The organism is Iocasia fonsfrigidae (genome assembly GCF_017751145.1).
Taxonomy (GTDB): domain Bacteria; phylum Bacillota; class Halanaerobiia; order Halanaerobiales; family DTU029; genus Iocasia; species Iocasia fonsfrigidae.
On the sequence record NZ_CP046640.1, the window covers coordinates 124,924 to 143,176 of the forward strand.

General features: G+C 36.8%; 14 protein-coding genes and 1 other annotated feature. Of the genes, 13 read left to right on the top strand and 1 reads right to left on the bottom strand.

Annotation, left to right across the window (positions count from 1 at the left end):
* The first annotated feature begins 75 nt into the window (after positions 1-75).
* The 12 genes from GM661_RS00730 (at position 76) to GM661_RS00785 (ending at position 15,602) form a co-directional block, all read left to right on the top strand.
* Entirely contained in the window at positions 76-1,305 is a 1,230-nt protein-coding gene (locus tag GM661_RS00730; protein ID WP_230868316.1) for an ABC transporter substrate-binding protein, read from the top strand.
* Positions 1,305-2,015: a GTP-binding protein gene (locus GM661_RS00735; RefSeq protein WP_230868317.1), complete on the top strand. Its 711-nt coding sequence runs from the start codon at positions 1,305-1,307 to the stop codon at positions 2,013-2,015. The genes GM661_RS00730 and GM661_RS00735 overlap by 1 nt, the downstream gene beginning before the upstream one ends.
* Positions 1,999-3,009 (top strand): ATP-binding cassette domain-containing protein, encoded by a 1,011-nt coding sequence (locus GM661_RS00740; RefSeq protein WP_230868318.1) that lies wholly within the window; start codon positions 1,999-2,001, stop codon positions 3,007-3,009. The genes GM661_RS00735 and GM661_RS00740 overlap by 17 nt, the downstream gene beginning before the upstream one ends.
* Before the next feature lie 273 nt (positions 3,010-3,282).
* Entirely contained in the window at positions 3,283-3,768 is a 486-nt protein-coding gene (locus GM661_RS00745) for a ferritin-like domain-containing protein (RefSeq protein WP_230868319.1), read from the top strand.
* A gap of 40 nt (positions 3,769-3,808) precedes the next feature.
* Positions 3,809-5,497, top strand: a complete 1,689-nt coding sequence (locus GM661_RS00750) for a 2-oxoacid:acceptor oxidoreductase subunit alpha (RefSeq protein WP_230868320.1) — start codon at positions 3,809-3,811, stop codon at positions 5,495-5,497.
* Positions 5,497-6,351, top strand: a complete 855-nt coding sequence (locus tag GM661_RS00755; protein WP_230868321.1) for a thiamine pyrophosphate-dependent enzyme — start codon at positions 5,497-5,499, stop codon at positions 6,349-6,351. The genes GM661_RS00750 and GM661_RS00755 overlap by 1 nt, the downstream gene beginning before the upstream one ends.
* A gap of 298 nt (positions 6,352-6,649) precedes the next feature.
* On the top strand, positions 6,650-7,363 hold the full coding sequence (locus GM661_RS00760; protein ID WP_230868322.1) for a type II toxin-antitoxin system Phd/YefM family antitoxin: 714 nt from the start codon (positions 6,650-6,652) through the stop codon (positions 7,361-7,363).
* A 258-nt stretch (positions 7,364-7,621) separates the two neighbouring features.
* The gene (locus GM661_RS00765) at positions 7,622-11,071 is read left to right on the top strand and encodes a 5'-nucleotidase C-terminal domain-containing protein (protein ID WP_230868323.1); all 3,450 of its coding nucleotides are present in this window, start codon (positions 7,622-7,624) and stop codon (positions 11,069-11,071) included.
* A 204-nt stretch (positions 11,072-11,275) separates the two neighbouring features.
* Complete coding sequence (locus GM661_RS00770; RefSeq protein WP_230868324.1) at positions 11,276-12,397, top strand: YibE/F family protein; 1,122 nt, start codon at positions 11,276-11,278, stop codon at positions 12,395-12,397.
* 115 nt (positions 12,398-12,512) lie between these two features.
* Positions 12,513-12,770 (top strand) — a binding site (T-box leader).
* Positions 12,771-12,829: 59 nt separating this feature from the next.
* On the top strand, positions 12,830-13,849 hold the full coding sequence (gene aroF / locus GM661_RS00775) for a 3-deoxy-7-phosphoheptulonate synthase (RefSeq protein ID WP_125987221.1): 1,020 nt from the start codon (positions 12,830-12,832) through the stop codon (positions 13,847-13,849).
* Positions 13,850-13,957: 108 nt separating this feature from the next.
* Positions 13,958-14,581 carry a metallophosphoesterase gene (locus GM661_RS00780; RefSeq protein WP_230868325.1) on the top strand — a complete coding sequence of 208 codons (624 nt, stop codon included), beginning with the start codon at positions 13,958-13,960 and terminating at the stop codon, positions 14,579-14,581.
* A gap of 16 nt (positions 14,582-14,597) precedes the next feature.
* Complete coding sequence (locus GM661_RS00785; protein ID WP_230868326.1) at positions 14,598-15,602, top strand: hypothetical protein; 1,005 nt, start codon at positions 14,598-14,600, stop codon at positions 15,600-15,602.
* A 306-nt stretch (positions 15,603-15,908) separates the two neighbouring features.
* On the opposite strand, the gene GM661_RS00790 is transcribed toward GM661_RS00785, so the two are convergent.
* Positions 15,909-16,196 (bottom strand): hypothetical protein, encoded by a 288-nt coding sequence (locus GM661_RS00790; RefSeq protein ID WP_230868327.1) that lies wholly within the window; start codon positions 16,194-16,196, stop codon positions 15,909-15,911.
* 227 nt (positions 16,197-16,423) lie between these two features.
* Between GM661_RS00790 and hcp the strand changes: the two genes are divergently transcribed.
* Entirely contained in the window at positions 16,424-18,085 is a 1,662-nt protein-coding gene (hcp, locus tag GM661_RS00795; protein WP_407929629.1) for a hydroxylamine reductase, read from the top strand.
* Positions 18,086-18,253 lie beyond the last annotated feature (168 nt).

Here is an 18,253-nt window from a genome sequence, read left to right on the forward strand (position 1 = left end):
GTGTGAGATCTATCACTGAATAATCTTGAGTATAATGCTATGATTTATACATAAATATTTGAGGGGTTGATGTAAATGGAGAATAGATATTTTTCTATAGAGGAATCTCTGGCTGATATTAGCGGAAAATATCCAGAATTGATTGCTCTATTGGTTAATAAAGGGTTTGCACAGTTGAAGGATGAAAAGAAGAGGAAAGAATTAGGTCGAGGTATTAGTTTAAAACAGGCCGTTGAACTGAAGGGTTTAAACCTGGAGAAGCTTGTTAAACTAATGATAAAAGAGATTGAAACTAAAGATGACAGGACTGACATAACAGTAATAGAAAAGAATGGAGCGGGAGATTTGAGGGTAGAGGGTCTTTTGCCCTGTCCTGTAAGACTACCCCTTCTGGAAAGGCTGGAAACAGCCACAGCAAATATGTCCTCACCTGTATCCCTTGAGCTTAAGGCGGCTTCACAGGGACTCGGCTGGCTGAAGGATAAGCTATCTGCAGGAATAGAAGCAAAAGACCTGGCTGATATCTTTATTTCTGCTGGGTTTGATCTTTTCTTTGACCGGAACTTGATGGAGGGTTTTCGCCAGCAGGGGGTATTTAAAGACAGTACAGGTATTAATGAATTAAATAGTGTGTTTAAAGACACTGGGGTTGATCTGCTTGATCCGGTGGGTGATTATGCAGTTCTGGCTGTTGTACCGGCGGTGTTTTTGATAAATCGGGCAGAGCTTGCAGGGCGCCGGATACCCCACAGTTGGGAAGATATTTTATCAGGTGAATTCAAGGAGAGTGTTAGTCTACCGGTCAGTGATTTTGACCTTTTTAATGCAATTCTGCTTAATATTTACCATCAATACGGCAGGGAAGGGGTTAAGAAGCTGGCAGTTTCCCTACTGAAGTCACAACACCCGTCACAGATGATCCAGCAGGGGGGGAGGAAACAATCTGGTGAAGCGGCAGTAACGATTATGCCTTATTTTTTTACTAGAATGGCCGAGAGATTTCCCCACCTGGAATTTATCTGGCCGGAAGATGGAGCAATTATTAGTCCGATTTTTATGTTAATAAAAGAAGATAGTTTGCCGGCTGTTCAACCGCTAGTTGATTTTTTTGCCTCAGAAGAGGTGGCTGAAATTCTGGCCGGGCAGGGGCTTTTCCCCAGTGTATTACCTGGAATAGATAATGGTCTTGACAGAGAGGCTGGGTTTATGTGGCCTGGTTGGGATTTTCTGCGCAATGAAAACCCAGGTAGGATTATTGATAAATTAACAAAAGAGTTTAATAATCACTTAAAGGGGGTAGGATGATGAACCTTGTTACTTTTTCTGGACCGCCTTCTTCGGGCAAGACAGCTGTTATCTTAAAGACGATCAGGGCTTTAAGGGAACGTAATATTAAAGCAGGTGTAGTGAAGTTTGACTGTCTTTATACTGATGATGATAAGCTTTATGCTAGAGAAGATATCCCAGTAAAAAAGGGTCTTGCCGGTTCTCTCTGCCCTGACCACTATTTTGTTAGTAATATTGAAGAAGTTGTCCAGTGGGGGAGAAAAAAGGGATTGGATCTGCTGATAACTGAAAGCGCCGGTCTCTGCAACCGCTGTTCACCATATATTAAAGATATTAAGGCTGTATGTGTGATAGATAATCTAAGTGGTATTAATACCCCCCGTAAAATAGGTCCCATGTTAAAGACTGCTGATATTGTTCTTATTACCAAGGGTGATATAGTTTCTCAGGCAGAAAGAGAGGTTTTTGCCTCCAGGGTTAGGGCAGTTAACCCTGATGCAGTGATAATGCATATTAATGGTTTAACAGGACAGGGGGCCTATGAATTTTCAACACTCCTGGATACTGAAAAAGAAGATATAAAAACAGTAAGTGGGAAAAGATTAAGGTTTTCCATGCCTTCAGCAATGTGTTCTTACTGTCTGGGAGAAAAGAGAATAGGGGAAGAACACCAGTTAGGTAATGTCAAAAAGATAGAACTGGGTGATGAAGATGAAGAGCAAAAATAACCTTCAAGAGTTGTCTTTAGCTGAATTAATAGATAAATATCCTTATATAGAATCATTCCTTGTAGAGCAGAAATTCCCCCTTGTTCGTAAAGATTTAACTATCCTGGAAATCTATCATCAATTATCTGAGGGAGAGAAGGAGGATATAGTTATAGAGGGGGAGGAGTTTCTATCCAGGGTGAGTGCTTATATTGAGAATATGCAGGACTTTCTGGGTGAAAAGGAAACAGGGGTTGAACTGCTCTCATTGCTAGCGGGTAATGATAAGGATGGTAATCAGGAGCAGTATGAAAGGATAGATATAAAAACTGGTGAAATTGTAGCACTCCTTGGCCCTACTGGTTCAGGTAAAAGTAGGCTGTTGGCCGATATTGAATGGGCAGCCCAGGGAGATAGTCCTACAGGGAGGACTATTTTGATTAATGGTGAGAAGGCAGCTAAAGAATGGAGAATGAACGGCAGCAAGAAATTAGTGGCTCAGCTTTCCCAGAATATGAATTTTGTCATGGACCTTTCTGTTGAAGAATTCCTTTGCCTTCATGCTGAAAGCAGACTGTTGGAAAATGAACATGAACTGGTTAAAAAAGTTATTCAGAAAGCCAATGACCTTGCCGGGGAAACTTTTTCGGCTACCAGTCAGATAACTAGTCTAAGCGGCGGGCAGTCCCGGGCCCTGATGATTGCTGATACTGCGATTCTCAGTTCTTCCCCGATTATTCTTATTGATGAGATAGAAAATGCTGGGATAGATAGAGAGAAGGCCCTTGACCTCCTGGTAGGGGAAGAGAAAATTGTTCTCATGGCTACCCATGACCCAACTCTGGCCCTGATGGCTGACAAGAGGATTGTCATTAATAATGGAGCTATTGTCGATTTTATCGAAAGAAATAATAGAGAGAAGGATATTTTAAGGGATTTAAAAGCGGTAAATGATAAACTGGCTAAACTCAGGAAAGAACTCCGTTATGGTAAGAGGCCTTCTTTATTTGATTAAATAAGCATCTTTGCATAATTGAGTCTTAAATGAGAATAATTAGCTAACTTAAAATTATTATTCATATATTTAATATAGATTATAAAGTAGTATATGTGCAGGTAAACAATTTAATTTACTGCAAGTATTAGTGAACAGTGATAATAGTATGTAATAATAACAATTAACGTTGTACAAATATTCTTGTTTTTGATAAAATAAGAATAGTAACTACTATTAATAACTATCTAGTTATGAAAACAATAATTTAATTATAGGGAGGTTAGTTTTTAAATGAATGTATATGAATTTGCTTTAGAGTTTGAACAGGAACATAGTTCTTATTATCTTGACTGTGCAGAGAAAACTAACAATAGTAAATTGAAGAAGGTTTTTAATGATCTGGCAGAGGAAGAACAGAAACATGCGAAAGTAGTTAAGGACTTAGCGGAAAAAAATAAAGTCAGTTATGTTAAATCAGATATCTTACCCAGAGTTAAGCAGGTGTTGGAGGAGATTGCTTCTGGTCTACCAACAAGTGTTATTCCTACTGAACAGGTAGATATCTATAAACAGGCCAGGAAAATGGAGGAAAAAAGCCGGGAATTCTATCAGTCAAAGGCAGAAGAGACTGATTTAGAATTTGTAAAAAAGGTGTTTAAAGAACTTGCTGAGGAAGAAAGGAAACATGAAAACATTATGGTTAATATTGTTGAAATGGTTAATAGACCTAATACGTGGCTTGAAGATGCGGAATGGTATCACCATGAACAATATTAATAATCTAAAATTATTATGATTACAAAGTGGAGGGGTCAGGATGGATTTAAATATACTTATTGCTGGTGAGGCTGGTCAAGGTTTAAAAACCATTGAAACTATTCTAGGTAAAACTTTATTCAGGATGGGTTTTCAGATATATACTACTAGGGATTATATGTCCCGTATCAGGGGAGGACATAACTTTGTTAAGATTAGAATAGGTAAAGGAGATATTACAGGTCCGGCTGAAGAGATAGATGTCTTACTTGCTTTAAATGAAGAAGCAATCTCTCAGCATAAACAGGACTTAAAAGAAGATGGCATTATTGTGCTTGACGGTCAAATAGCTAGGGAAGATATATATCAGTTAATAAATATTCCAGCTAGGAAAATTGCCAATGAGGTAAATTCCAAAGCTCTAAATACAGTTTTTGTCGGAGCAGTCCTGAAGGTCTTAAATCTCAAAATAGCTGAAGCTCTCAAAGTCATTAAAGAACATTTTACTGATAAAAAGCTCCAGGAAGATAATATGATATTGCTGAAAGAGGGGTTTAAAAAAGCAGATGGTAAATTTTCACTACCCAAGATAGAAGACAATGATGAACAACTTTTTATAGATGGTAATAGTGCTGTGGCATTAGGCGCTCTGGCTGCTGGTGTTAAATTTTTTTCAGCATATCCTATGTCACCTTCGACAGGAATAATGAATTATCTTGCCGCTAAGCAAAAGGAGCAGGGTATAGTAGTTGAACAGGCTGAAGATGAAATAGCAGCTATAAATATGACTCTGGGTGCTTCTTATGCTGGTGTAAGAGCAATGACTGCAACATCAGGAGGAGGTTTGGCCTTGATGGCAGAATCTGTTGGCCTGGCTGGAATAACAGAGACGCCGCTAGTAATTGTTGATGTACAGCGTCCTGGCCCAGCTACAGGACTGCCGACAAGGACTGAACAGGGTGATTTATTGTTTAGTATAAATATTGCCCAGGGGGAGTTTCCCCTAATGGTAATCAGTCCCAGAGATTCCGAAGATGCCTTTTATCAGACATTCAGGGCCTTTAACTTAGCAGATAAGTACCAACTTCCTGTTATATTATTAAGTGATCAGTTTTTGGCTGATTCGACTACCAATATTAATCACTATAATTTGAATTCCCTAAAAATAGAGACTTCATTGATAACTGATGGTGAGAGTGTAAAATATGAGGATTATAAACGTTATCAAATAACTGAAGATGGTATTTCACCCAGGGCATATCCGGGTCAGTTAAGTGGTGAGGTAGTTCTAGTAGATAGTGATGAACATGATGAAAATGGAGATATAGTGGAATCTGCTAGTGCTCGTAGTAATATGGTAGATAAAAGGATGAAAAAGTTGGTCAGGATAAAGCAAGAATTAAAAGAGCCTGTATTTTTTGGACAGGAGGATATTAACTATCTTATTATCGGTTGGGGTTCTACATATGGACCGATTCTAGAAGCAAGAAAATTGTTGATGGAAGATGGGTACAAAATAGGGTATCTTTCTTTTACAGACCTTTGGCCATTACCAGAAAAAAGAGTAAAAAAAATAATTACCCCTGATATTAAGGTAGTAGTAGTTGAAAATAATGCTACAGGGCAGTTTGCCCAACTATTAAAAGGACAACTAGGAATTACTAGTGATTATAGGATGTTAAAATATAATGGACGTCCATTTTCGGGAAGAGAGATTTATCAGAGGATGAAAGAAGAGGTGATTATATAATGTCAAAAGAGGATATTTATTATTCTAATCAGGAAACAGCCTGGTGTCCAGGGTGTGGTAATTTCCCTTTAAGAAAGGCACTAGCAGGTGCTTTAAATGAACTAGGATTGCTGCCGCCTCAGGTGGCTATCTTTACAGGTATAGGGCAGGCAGCTAAAATGCTGCATTATATCAGGGTAAATGGTTTTAATGGTTTACATGGAAGGTCAATACCGCCTGCTATTGGTAGCAGGATTGTTAACCCTACTTTAAAAGTATTGGTTGAATCTGGTGATGGCTGTACATATGGAGAGGGAGGCAATCATTTCTTACACAATATTCGTAGAAATCCAGATATTACTCACCTTGTCCATAATAATCAGATATATGGTTTAACAAAAGGACAGGCTTCACCTACTACTGGGGAAGGGATGACTACTAAAATACAGACTGAAGGGATAAATTCAGAACCACTGAACCCAATTAAACTTGCCTTATCTCTGGGAGCGAGTTTTGTAGCCAGGGGATTTGTTGGAGAGGAAGACCACCTCAGGGAATTGATTAAATCAGCTATTAAGCATCGGGGCTATGCCTTACTGGATATTTTACAGCCCTGTGTATCTTTTAATAAGGTAAATACCTATCAGTGGTATAAGCAGCGAGTTTATAAACTTGCTGATAATTATGATGATAGTGATTACAATAAAGCCTTAAAAAAAGCTAATGAATGGGGAGAACAAATACCTATTGGAATTTTTTATCGGAAAGAGAAGAAAATATTTAGGGATAGGTTTTCTCAATTGGATGATAGACCACTTGTAGAAAAAGAGATTAATCCCCTGGGAGTTAAACCATTTTTGCTTGATTTTAAGTAAAACAGGAATGAATCTATCTCTTATAGAAATAGGTGCAGGATAAGTTTCTTATTAAATAAAATATAATATTTATTCTAAAAGTACAGTCAAAGGACTGTACTTTTCTTACTTAACTAGAATTTTTAATTTATATTTATATTAAATAACTATATTAAGCGCCATTATTGGATTTTAATATAGAATATACTTGAGAAAGAAGAGATAATCAACAAAATAATGCCTAAAATTTTGATTAAATGATAAAACTTAGCTATAATATAATTATAATAGCTAAGTTTTATCAAAGGAGTGGGTATTTATGATTATTAGTAGTACAGAGGTTCAGAATAATTTTGGGAAATACCTTGGGCTGGTAAATGAGGAAGATATAATTATAAGCAGAAATGGTAAAAAGGTAGCCAGGTTAGTTAAGTATTTTGGGGACAATGATTATATTATATGTGAAGGGGCATCTATATACAGCCATGAAGGGAAGAAGGTAACATATGATGAGTTTCTAAAGATTGTTAGAGAAAGTGAAAATAGATATGAATATATAGATGGACAGGTTTACTTATTGGCCTCTCCAAAGTTCAGGCATCAAATGATAGTTGCTAAAATCTTCAGCGGCCTATTATCCTGGTTTAATAATAGTGAATGTCAACCACTTACTTCTCCTTTTGATGTGACACTTTATAAAGATAATAAAGCTAATGTAGTACAGCCAGATTTATTAGTTATTTGTGACCAGGAGAATATTGAAGAAGATGGCAGCTATAAGGGCTTTCCTACCCTGGTAGTAGAGGTGCTTTCGGAATCCAGCAGGAGCAAAGATATTATTCAAAAAATGGATCTATATATGCATGGTGGGGTAGCAGAGTACTGGATAGTAAATCCTTTTTCAGAAGAAGTAAATATATATTTATTTAAAAAAAACCAGGTAGAAAATATACTGACCTTTAAGAAAAAAGAAATAGCAGAATCCTTTGTTTTCCAGGGACTGAAGATAGATTTAAAGGAAGTATTTGTTTAGATTTCCCCAAGAAAATTTTTTGTTTCGTAGTATTGCAGGTATTAAGGCAGAGTAGGAATATTAACATAATTTTAACAATATATTCATAAAAAAGAAATATAGATACTCTATAATTTGTTCATAATGGAGATCAGGTAATATATGATGTCAGTTCTCTAGTATCAAAAATGGAGGGGGGATATATAGAATAATTAAGGTGAATGGTATATATTGTTTGTATAAAGTTTGCTAAATTAATCGAGGGGGATTTGATGACAAATGATTAAATTTAATAAGACCTGGAAGTCAGCAATTTTGCTATTGGTTTTTTTATTAAGTTTTACGGCTTTAATTTTAGCTGCTGATAAAGAAGTACATATTACTATTCTTGGGACCACAGATGTACATGGAAATATAATGAATTACGATTATTACGGGGTTCATACTTATTCACAGGGCTTTGCTATGGTTAATACAATGGTAAAGAGAATCAAAAGTGAAAATCCTAATACTATTTTGATTGATGCAGGGGATCTTATTCAGGGTACCCCTCTTACCTATTATTATGGGAAAAAGATGAAGCCAGATAAAAACTACCCAATGACTAAGATTATGAATCTTATGGGTTATAGTGCCGGAGCTGTAGGTAACCATGAATTTAATTATGGTCAGGATACCCTCCACAAGATAATTGACACAGCAGATTTTCCTGTATTATCTGCCAATATTATTAAGGAATCTGATAGTTCTTTAGAATTCACTCCCTATACTATTATAGATGTAAAAGGTGTTAAAGTAGCTATTTTGGGTTTAACTACTCAGGCGACTACTGCTTCAGAGATTGAAGGACTAAGGATCTTGAATCCACTGGATGTAGCGAAAGAGTATGTTAAAAAATTAAAGGAAGAAGAAAAGGTTGACCTGGTCTTTATTTCAGCCCATTTTGGTCTGGATCCTGAAGAAAGAGAAGGGAATTATGCCAGGCCTATAGCCCAGGAAGTTCCTGGGGTAGACGGGATTTTAACAGGCCATGACCATGCTTTTGTTGATATAGAAGAGATGGGTCCAGGGGGATATACTGTTCCGATACTTATGCCTTATAAATGGGGTAGAGCCCTTGCTAGATATGACTTTTATTTAAAAAGAGATAATGCTAAATGGGTTATAGATAGGGATAAGACAGAACATCAGGTATATGACTTAAGGAAAATGGAACTTGAACCTGACCAAGAAATATTACTTGCCGGGCAAAGTTACCACCAGGAAACATTAGAATATACAGGTACAGTTATAGGTACAGCTACTGCTGACTTTAAAAAAGGTTATCAGGATGAGATAAAAGGTATTTCTCAGGGTAAACTTCAGGATACTCCTTTAGTTAATCTAGTAAATGCTGTTCAGATGAAATATGCTGAAGCAGATATTTCTTTGGCGGCTGAATTTGCTGCAACAGCAAATATTAAAAAAGGTGATATTACAATTAATGATTTATCATCAATTTATATTTATGAAAACTATCTTTATGGTATCAAAATTACTGGAAGTGAATTAAAAAAATTATTAGAATTTGAGGCCCGGTATTACCGACAGGTTAAAGATGGAGATGCTACCATTGCTTTTAATGATAGTATTCCTGGTTATAATTATGATATGTTTAAGGGTATTACTTTTGATATTGACCTTTCTAAGCCTGCTCCTGAAAGTGCTGCTGACTTAGAAGATGGTAAACAGTTTAGGATTTACAACCTAAAAAAGGATGGGAAATTGGTTAAAGATAATGATAAATTTATCCTTGCCCTAAATGATTATAGATTCCAGAGTTGGGGAAAAAAGATGCACGGTGGTTTCCTTTATGCTATGGGAATCAAAAGTAAGGAAGAAGCCATGAAAAGGGTTGTATTTAGTTCTCAGGAGAAATATGGTGATGAAGGACAGGTAAGGAACTTGATGATTAGCTATGTTAAAGGAAAAGGGACTATCTCCCCTCTAGTAGATGATAATTGGCATTTGACTGGTTTTGATTTTTCTGACCTAGTGGGTAGAGATGAAATGGTTCAGCTCATCAATGAAGGTATAATTAGTGTCCCAACTAAAGGTAGGTTTGGAGTTAACTATCAAGCAATAAATCTTTATGAAAAACCAGAAAAAGAAGAAATTAGTTTGATTTCTGAAAAGACGAATATTCCTGTGAAACTACTAGAAAAATTCCAGACTAAAGGAGAACTCTATAAAAATGTAGTTATTTTAAGGGATAACTATAAAAAGGTAAGCATCTTATCCATTAATGACTTCCATGGCGCCCTGGCTCAAGGGGGTTCAAATATTGGTTCTTCCAGACTGGCTGGTGCTATTAAGAGTGAAAAGGTTAAAAATCCTGATGGTACTATTATAGTATCAGCTGGAGATAATTATCAGGGTAGTGCCATGTCCAATCTACTATATGGTGAACCTGTGTCAGCTGCTTTTAGAGAAATGGGTATTGAGGCATCAGCAGTGGGTAACCATGAATTTGACTGGGGTGATGACAGGATTAACCGGTGGGGAGAAGAAGGGGGATTCCCCTTTGTAGCGGCTAATATTTATGATAAGAGGACTGGCGAACCTGTTTCCTGGGCAAAACCCTATGTCTTTATTGAGAGAAAGGGAGCTGTTATTGCCTTTATTGGTATTGCCACACCGGAGACAGCTTACAAAACACTTAAAGCTAATGTAGAAAATTATGAGTTTAGGGATCCGGTTGAAACACTTAAAACCTGGGTGCCTATATTACAGATGGCTGGTTCTGATGCTATGGTTGCCCTGACACATTGTGGTGCTTTTCAGGATAAGGACGGTAGTATAACTGGTGAAGCTGTTGATTTAACATATGTAAAGGGAGTAGATGCTGTAATATCAGCACATACCCATCAGAAGGTAAGTGGTTATGTGAATGGTAAACCACTGGTACAGGCTTATAAATATGGCAGGACACTAGGAAAATTGGAATTTATCTTTGATCAAAATGATAGGTTGATTAGTGCCAAGCCTTCAATAGACAATCTTTATAAAAGGCAGGATGAGCTTAAAGATGACCCGGAGACGTTGAGAATATATAATAAGTATAATAATGAAATGAAACCTGTATTGGAAAGGGTTATAGGGAAAACGACTGTTAATTTACGGCATGACAGATATGAAGGCCCATCTTTACTTGGAGAATGGGCAACCGAGGTAATGAAGGAAAAAGCTAGTGTTCAAATAGCTATGACCAATGGTGGGGGTTTAAGAACCAGTATACCTGCTGGAGAAATAACAGTAGGTAAAATGTATGAGGTAATGCCTTTTGATAATACCCTATTTACCATGAAATTATCTGGGGCTGATATCAGGGCCAATATTGAACATGGGATATTAAATGAAGATATAGGTTGGATTCAGGTCTCTGGTGTGAAGGTAGTCTATAATCCTGATGAAGAAACAGGGAACAGGATTATTTCAATAACACTGGAAGATGGTACACCACTGGAGATGGATAAGTATTATACTGTGGTAACAAATGATTTTATGGCTACTGGAGGAGATGACTATAAGTTTGAAAATGCCAGAAAAGCGGTGAATACTTTTATTCCCTTAAGGGAAACTTTGATAGAAGCAGTAGAGAAGTCTGGGACTTTATCTCCAGTTAAAAAGAATTGGATTATAGAGTTGAAAAAAATTACTTTGCTTACTCACTTGAAGATTGCTGGATAAGTAAATTAAATAAACCTGGATTTAAAGTGAGAGCAGCATGAAAATCATGCTGCTTTCTTTTATAAAAAAGTGTGAGTGTGGGTTAAGAAGTAGGATGTAAGAAATTAGATGTATATCTAGTAAGAGGGTTCAAATATACAAAACGGAAGGAGAGAAGGCAAATTTCTTTGTTTACTTACTAAAAAAAGGTATTTGCTGAATCAAATGAGAAAACGTTTATTGTTTATTTTACCTGTAATAATTCTAATTATTATATTTTTAATATTTTTTATAGATGCTAATAAAGATAGAGAGAAAAATGAAGGTATTAATTATGTAAGGGCAAAAATTGTCAAGGTAATTGATAGTAGGCTTAAAGAGGAAGAAGACATCCCTGATGCCTATGTCGGGGCACAGAAAGTAAAGGTTAGGATATTGAATGGAAAATTTAAAGGGTTGGAGTTAATAATAACTAATTCCAGGTTACATGGTGATCTGGTTTATGATGTTATCGCTGAAGAAGGGATGGAGGTGGTTCTGGCAATAGATGAAAAGGAAGGAAAACTCCATTCAGCTCTAATAGATAATTATGTCAGGGATAGGGTTATTTACTTTCTTATATTTCTCTTTATACTTGCCTTAATTGGAGTAGGTAGAGTAAAAGGGATAATGGCATTTCTTTCTTTAATTACTACAGGTTTTTTGATAGTATATTTTATGATGCCTCTAATATTTAGAGGCTATAGTCCTATTTTATTAATTATCATTATTGTTTCTGTAATTACTTGTATAACACTGTTATCTATTGGTGGATTTAATAAAAAGAGTTCTGCCGCTATAATAGGGACTGTTATAGGAGTAATAATTGCAGGTGTAATATCACTAATTTCTGGCAGATTGGCTCACCTTACCGGGATTACAGGGGAGGCCAGTGAACAGCTTATTTATATAATGGGTGATTTTCCCATTAATATTAAAGGTATTATGTTTGCCGGTATTATTATTTCATCACTTGGGGCAGTTATGGATGTGGCTATGTCAATTGCTGCTACAATTTTTGAAATTCATAATCAGGTACCAGGACTGAGTAGGACAGAGTTAATTAAATCAGGTATGAATGTTGGTAAGGATATTGTAGGTACTATGGCCAATACATTAATTCTTGCCTTTACAGGTGGTTCTTTAAGTATGATGTTATTACTTATGGCCTATAATGTCCCTTATTTCAGGGCAATAAATCTAAACTCAGTCAGTACTGAAATAATTCAGGGGTTAGCAGGTAGTATTGGGCTTATATTAACAGTTCCGATTACTTCTGTGGTAGCTGTTTTTTTAATTAAGCGTTAAGCAAAAATAATAATTTAAAAAGGACAGGTGACCTTTTTTAACTTAACTTAACTTTAATTCCATTTGACATAAAATGAAACTTGGCGTATAATAATAGAAATTAATAAAATATTAAGTAAAGGCATTGAACAGGGAAAGTAGTTAAGATTAGTTATTTATAGCGAGCTGGGATCTGGTGTGAGCCTGGTAATGGCTATTTTAATGAAGTTCCCCTGGGAGCTGTCAGATTGAATTATTTTAGTAGGTCTGACCGGAAGCCGACCGTTAAAGGTGGCAGGCTATAGAAAAGAGATTTTCCGTAGTTGTTAAAGTGGGTATTATTTAGATAATATCAAACAGGATGGTACCGCGAGAGTAACCCCTCGTTCCTTTATATAAAGGAACGAGGGGTTTTTTAATTTACTTTTAAAAAAAATTAAAGGGGTGTTATTGATGATTGTTGTTATGAAAAACAAAGCAGAAGAGAAGGATGTTAAAAAAGTAGAAAACAGGATTGAAGAATTGGGTTATAGGGCACATACAATTCAGGGGACAAATAAGACGGTGATTGGAATTGTGGGGGATTTGGACCGGCGTGAATTGGTTGAATCACTAGGGGGATATGTTGAAATTGAGAAAATGGTACCGATACAGGAACCATATAAGCTGGTGGGTAGGACATTTAAGGATACAGCAACTGAAATAAAGCTGTCAGATGACCTTATTATTGGAGGGAAAAAGGTAGTAATTATGGCCGGACCCTGTTCTATTGAGGGGGAGGAGCAGATTATGGAGACTGCTAGAGCAGTGAAAAAGGCTGGTGCTAGTATATTAAGGGGTGGTGCCTTCAAACCGCGGACTTCCCCCTACAGTTTCCAGGGACTGGGAGAAGAGGGTCTTAAATTATTGAAAAAAGCCGCAGATGAGACCTGCTTAAAGGTAATTACAGAGGTGATGGACCCGCGTGATGTTGAACTGGTAGGTAGGTATACTGATATTTTTCAGGTAGGGGCTCGGAATATGCAGAATTTTTATCTGCTTAAAGAGCTTGGTCATGCTGAACTACCGGTAATGTTAAAAAGGGGCTTAAGTGCCAGTTATAATGAGTTTTTAATGGCTGCCGAGTATATTATGTCAGAGGGTAATTATAATGTAATTCTCTGTGAAAGGGGGATTAGAACCTTTGAAGACTATACCAGAAATACACTTGATCTAGTAAGTATACCAGTTTTAAAGAATTTAAGTCATCTACCAGTAGTGATTGACCCCAGTCATGGTACAGGGGATTGGCGTCTGGTCGGTCCTGCTGCTAAAGGAGCAGTAGCTATGGGAGCAGATGGTTTAACTATTGAGGTTCACCCTGAACCTGCTAAAGCCCTGAGTGATGGGCAGCAATCCCTTAAACCAGCTAAATTTGAAAGCCTGTTGGAAGAATTGGAGGGTATAGCAGAGGTCAGTGGAAGGGATTTATAAAATAAGTAGGGCTGTTATTTTTATAACAGCTCTATAATTTTTTTTTTACTATTTTCACTTATTGTTGTATAATTATGGTAGCTAAACATTTAGAGAGGGGTTTAAGATGTGCTAGTCAAGGAGTTAATAGACAGAGTAAAAAAGGGAGTAAAGAAGTTGACAGATAAATTATATATACTAGATGAACTTAGAGAAAGTAGTGAGAAGAAGATCTTACATATAAGTGATACACCAGATCTAATCTACCCCTTTATTTTTGAGGCTATTGACCGTCTTAGAGCAGATGTTGTTATTCACACAGGGGATTTAGCCGATAATGTTAAGTTGGGTTCCGGGGCGCCATTAGACCTGTATAAGCAAAAAGCCGGTATACTGATTGAGGGTCTTGTAGCAAGACAGTGGGCTGATATCTATATTGTCCCTGGAAACCATGATGCAGGGGATTTTATAGAAGGGTTAGGTAGTAGGGTCAAAATAATGGAGGAGGGTAGTCTGATTACTGTTAATGGAATAGAGATAGGACTAGCCCATTATGGGAACAGACTGCCGGAAAAGGCTGATATTAAACTTTATGGGCATAACCTTAAAAATTATGATGAGGAGGGAACAGTGGTTTTAAATGGAATAATGAATATCAGCGTTATTTTAATACCCTCACTTAAGATATACCCTATATCTTATCCCCTGGTTACAGCCCAGGAAAGAAAGTATAAGAGACTAAAACTCCCATGAGGGAAAGGAGGATTTTATGAATTTTATTAGAAAGGGTCCTGGATACCTATTTTTCAGGACAGAAAAGACAGATAATTTAGAAAAGGCTCTAAAAGATTTTTTAAATGGGCAGGCTTTACGACTTACTGATGCTCTGGAAAGGGCAGAGGAAGACATGACTATTGCTTTTGTAAGTGAGGCTAAAGAAGATTCTGATGGGGTTGATGATACTGAAAGTATTATTATGCTCCCCACTACACCACTGGTAACTATGGAAGAATTAATAAATCTGGGGATTGCTGAGCTGATTAACAAAGTGGAACTGGGGGCAGGCCAGCTGGTAATGCGTATACCAGAAGATGGTCAGGAGATAATAAAACAATTAAAGGAAAACTATAATGCCCGTCTGGTTAATATAATAGAAGGGATTAAGCAGGGTAAAACAGGTGATACAATCTTAAGTTTTACTGAAGAGCCAATTAAGACCAGGGTAAGTTCATTACAGATGGTAAAAACCAATCTTTTGATAGAAAAGCCTGTTAATGTAATACATAAGGAACTCAGGCGTGATGTGGTAAGACATATAACCCACGGTTTAGAGGAGACCCAGTGGTATGAACTTAAGATTAATATCTATGATTCAGGGAATATGTATGAAGAACAGTATAAAAGATTAGTAACAGCTCTGGCTGACCTGGAATTAGGTTTTATACTAGGGGAATCCTGGACTAAAGACCATGCTGTTGCCCTCTTATCAGTAATAGCTTATCAAATAAGGCTATTTACTATCCTGCCGCCCAAAAAAATCAAAAAAATTCTGATAGGCCTGGAATACGACCAGGATGGAGAAAGGATTGTCGATTATGATCTTTATTATAACAGCAAAAAAGTGCAGTGGTTTGAGGTAGTTAGCCAGGGGGTAAGGACAAATCGTCCGAATATGGCTGCTAGGTGTAGGGAATCTTTATTGAGTGAACTATCACAGGAGGCCGTGGAAAAAATACAAACAATCGAGGATAAAATTAAAGCTAAGAAGAATTAAATTAAAAACAACCACAGCAGGAAAATACTGTGGTTGTTTTCTTTAATTTATAAATATAATTATTCTTATTATAACGGTATTTTATTATTTATTAGTAGATGCCTAAGAGGAGAAGAATAAGGATTAAGAAGATGATAAAAGCACAATTGTCACCACAAACTCCATAGTCGCCCATAATGATCCTCCTTTCTTACTGTTTGTTATATTATATGGTTTTTTCTGCAAATAGTTCATCATTAGGACAAATATATTATAACAGTAAATAGTATAATGTTCTCTATGAAAAAAGGGTTTAATTAATAGCGGTTATAATGGTAGGTCAAAGATTCTATCTATACTGCAGATATTTTCATCAACGATTAATACCCGGTCATAAGACCCGTTCTGCTGTATAAACTGGCTGGTATTAGGATTCCAGACCCTGACTATAACACCAGGTCTTTCTGTAGATGGCGTGAGTTCTATGGTATCTGCGCTTATTAAAGCTAGAATACCCCGGGCTACCTTTAGAACACCACCACAACTAAACTCAACAATTATATCATCATCCTGAAATTCCTCTAATCTTTTTGGAAAAGATTCATTATTTACCATTTTTTACTCCCCTCTTTATAATTATTTTATATATGATCATATATAAAATAATATGTATTATAATATATAATGTGCATTAATAATTGATTTGATGAAAATATAATTTATAATGATTATCAACTTTTGCTCAACATGTGATAAATGTCATAGTATTTATCGTCACTGAGCTTTATAATTATATTTGTAATCAAAACAAATGGATCAAGGGGGAATTTATAAAGATGAGTATGTTTTGTTATCAATGTCAGGAAACAGCTAAAAATGAAGGTTGTACAATCAGGGGTGTCTGCGGTAAAACCGAAGATGTGGCCAATCTCCAGGATTTATTAGTTTACTTACTTAAGGGTATTTCAGTCTATGCCCGTAAGACTGGCGAACTGGAGATAGCAGATAAGACAGTGGGCCGTTTTATTACAGAGAGCCTTTTTACTACTATTACTAATGTAAGTTTTGACCCAGCACGTTTTGAGGGGAGAATAAAAGCAGCCCTGGAATTAAGGGAGAGTATTGCTGCTAAGTTTAAAGAGGCCTATCAAGAGAAAGAAGGGAAGGTATTTAGTGAAGTCCTGCCGGATATGTGTACCTGGTACAGTGATCATAGTAAAGATTATTACCTGAAGGGTGCAGAAATAGGTATCCTTAATATAGAAGATGAAGATATCAGGTCCTTAAAAGAGCTGCTTACTTACGGCCTGAAGGGGATGGCAGCATATACTGAACATGCCTATGTCTTAGCTGAAGAAGATGAGGAAATATATGAATTTATGATTGAAGGACTGGCAGCAACAGCAGATCAAGATATTTCAGTTGATAAACTAATAGGCTTAGTTATGCGCTGTGGTGAGCTTGCAGTACAGACAATGGCCCTGCTGGATAAAGCTAATACTGGGTCATATGGTAATCCAGAGCCGACAGAGGTAAATATCGGTGTTGGTGATAGGCCGGGCATATTAATCAGCGGTCATGACCTTAAAGACCTGGAGGAACTACTTGTACAGACAGCTGGTAAAGGGATAGATGTCTATACACATGGAGAAATGCTGCCTGCTAATTCTTATCCAGCCTTTAAAAAATATGAACATTTTGTAGGGAATTATGGTAATGCCTGGTGGCAGCAGACGGGTGAATTTGAGAAGTTTAACGGACCTATCTTGATGACAACTAACTGCCTGGTACCACCCAGGGAAAGCTATCAAGACAGGGTATATACCACTGGTGTAGTTGGTTTTCCCGGGGTTAAACACATTGATGACCGGGAGGATGGTAAGCAGAAGAATTTCTCAGCTATTATTGAACATGCTTTAAGGTGTGAGCCTCCAGCAGAATTAGAAAAAGGTAGTATTATGGGTGGGTTTGCCCATGAGGCTGTCTTAAGTGTTGCTGATAAAGTAGTTGAAGCAGTTAAGGCCGGTAAGATAAAACGCTTTGTAGTAATGGCTGGTTGTGATGGAAGGCATAAGGGAAGGGATTATTATACCGATCTGGCCGAAAAGTTGCCTGAAGATACGGTGATATTAACAGCAGGTTGTGCTAAATACAGATATAATAAACTGGAGCTGGGCGATATTGATGGAATACCCCGTGTACTTGATGCCGGACAGTGTAATGATTCATATTCACTGGTAGTAATTGCCCAGAAACTTGCTGAAGCCTTTGGGGTTGATGATATTAATGAACTCCCTATATCCTATGATATAGCCTGGTATGAGCAGAAGGCTGTTACTGTCTTATTAGCTTTACTATATCTGGGGGTTAAAGGAATACGTTTAGGACCAAGCCTACCTGCTTTTATATCTCCAGGTGTTCTAAAGGTATTAGTAGATAAATTTGATATTAAAGGAATTAATACTGTGGGAGATGACCTTGAAGCAATTATGGCTGGAGAGTAGAATAAATAAGGGGGTAACCCCTTTTTTATATAAAACAAGGGCTGGATAAAGAACCAGCCCTTATATTTTTGTCTAAAAACTGTTGTCTTTCAATTCAAAAGGTTATGTGATTTGACAGCAATTTTTAATTGTATTATACTAAGACTGAATGTAAATATACATTATTAC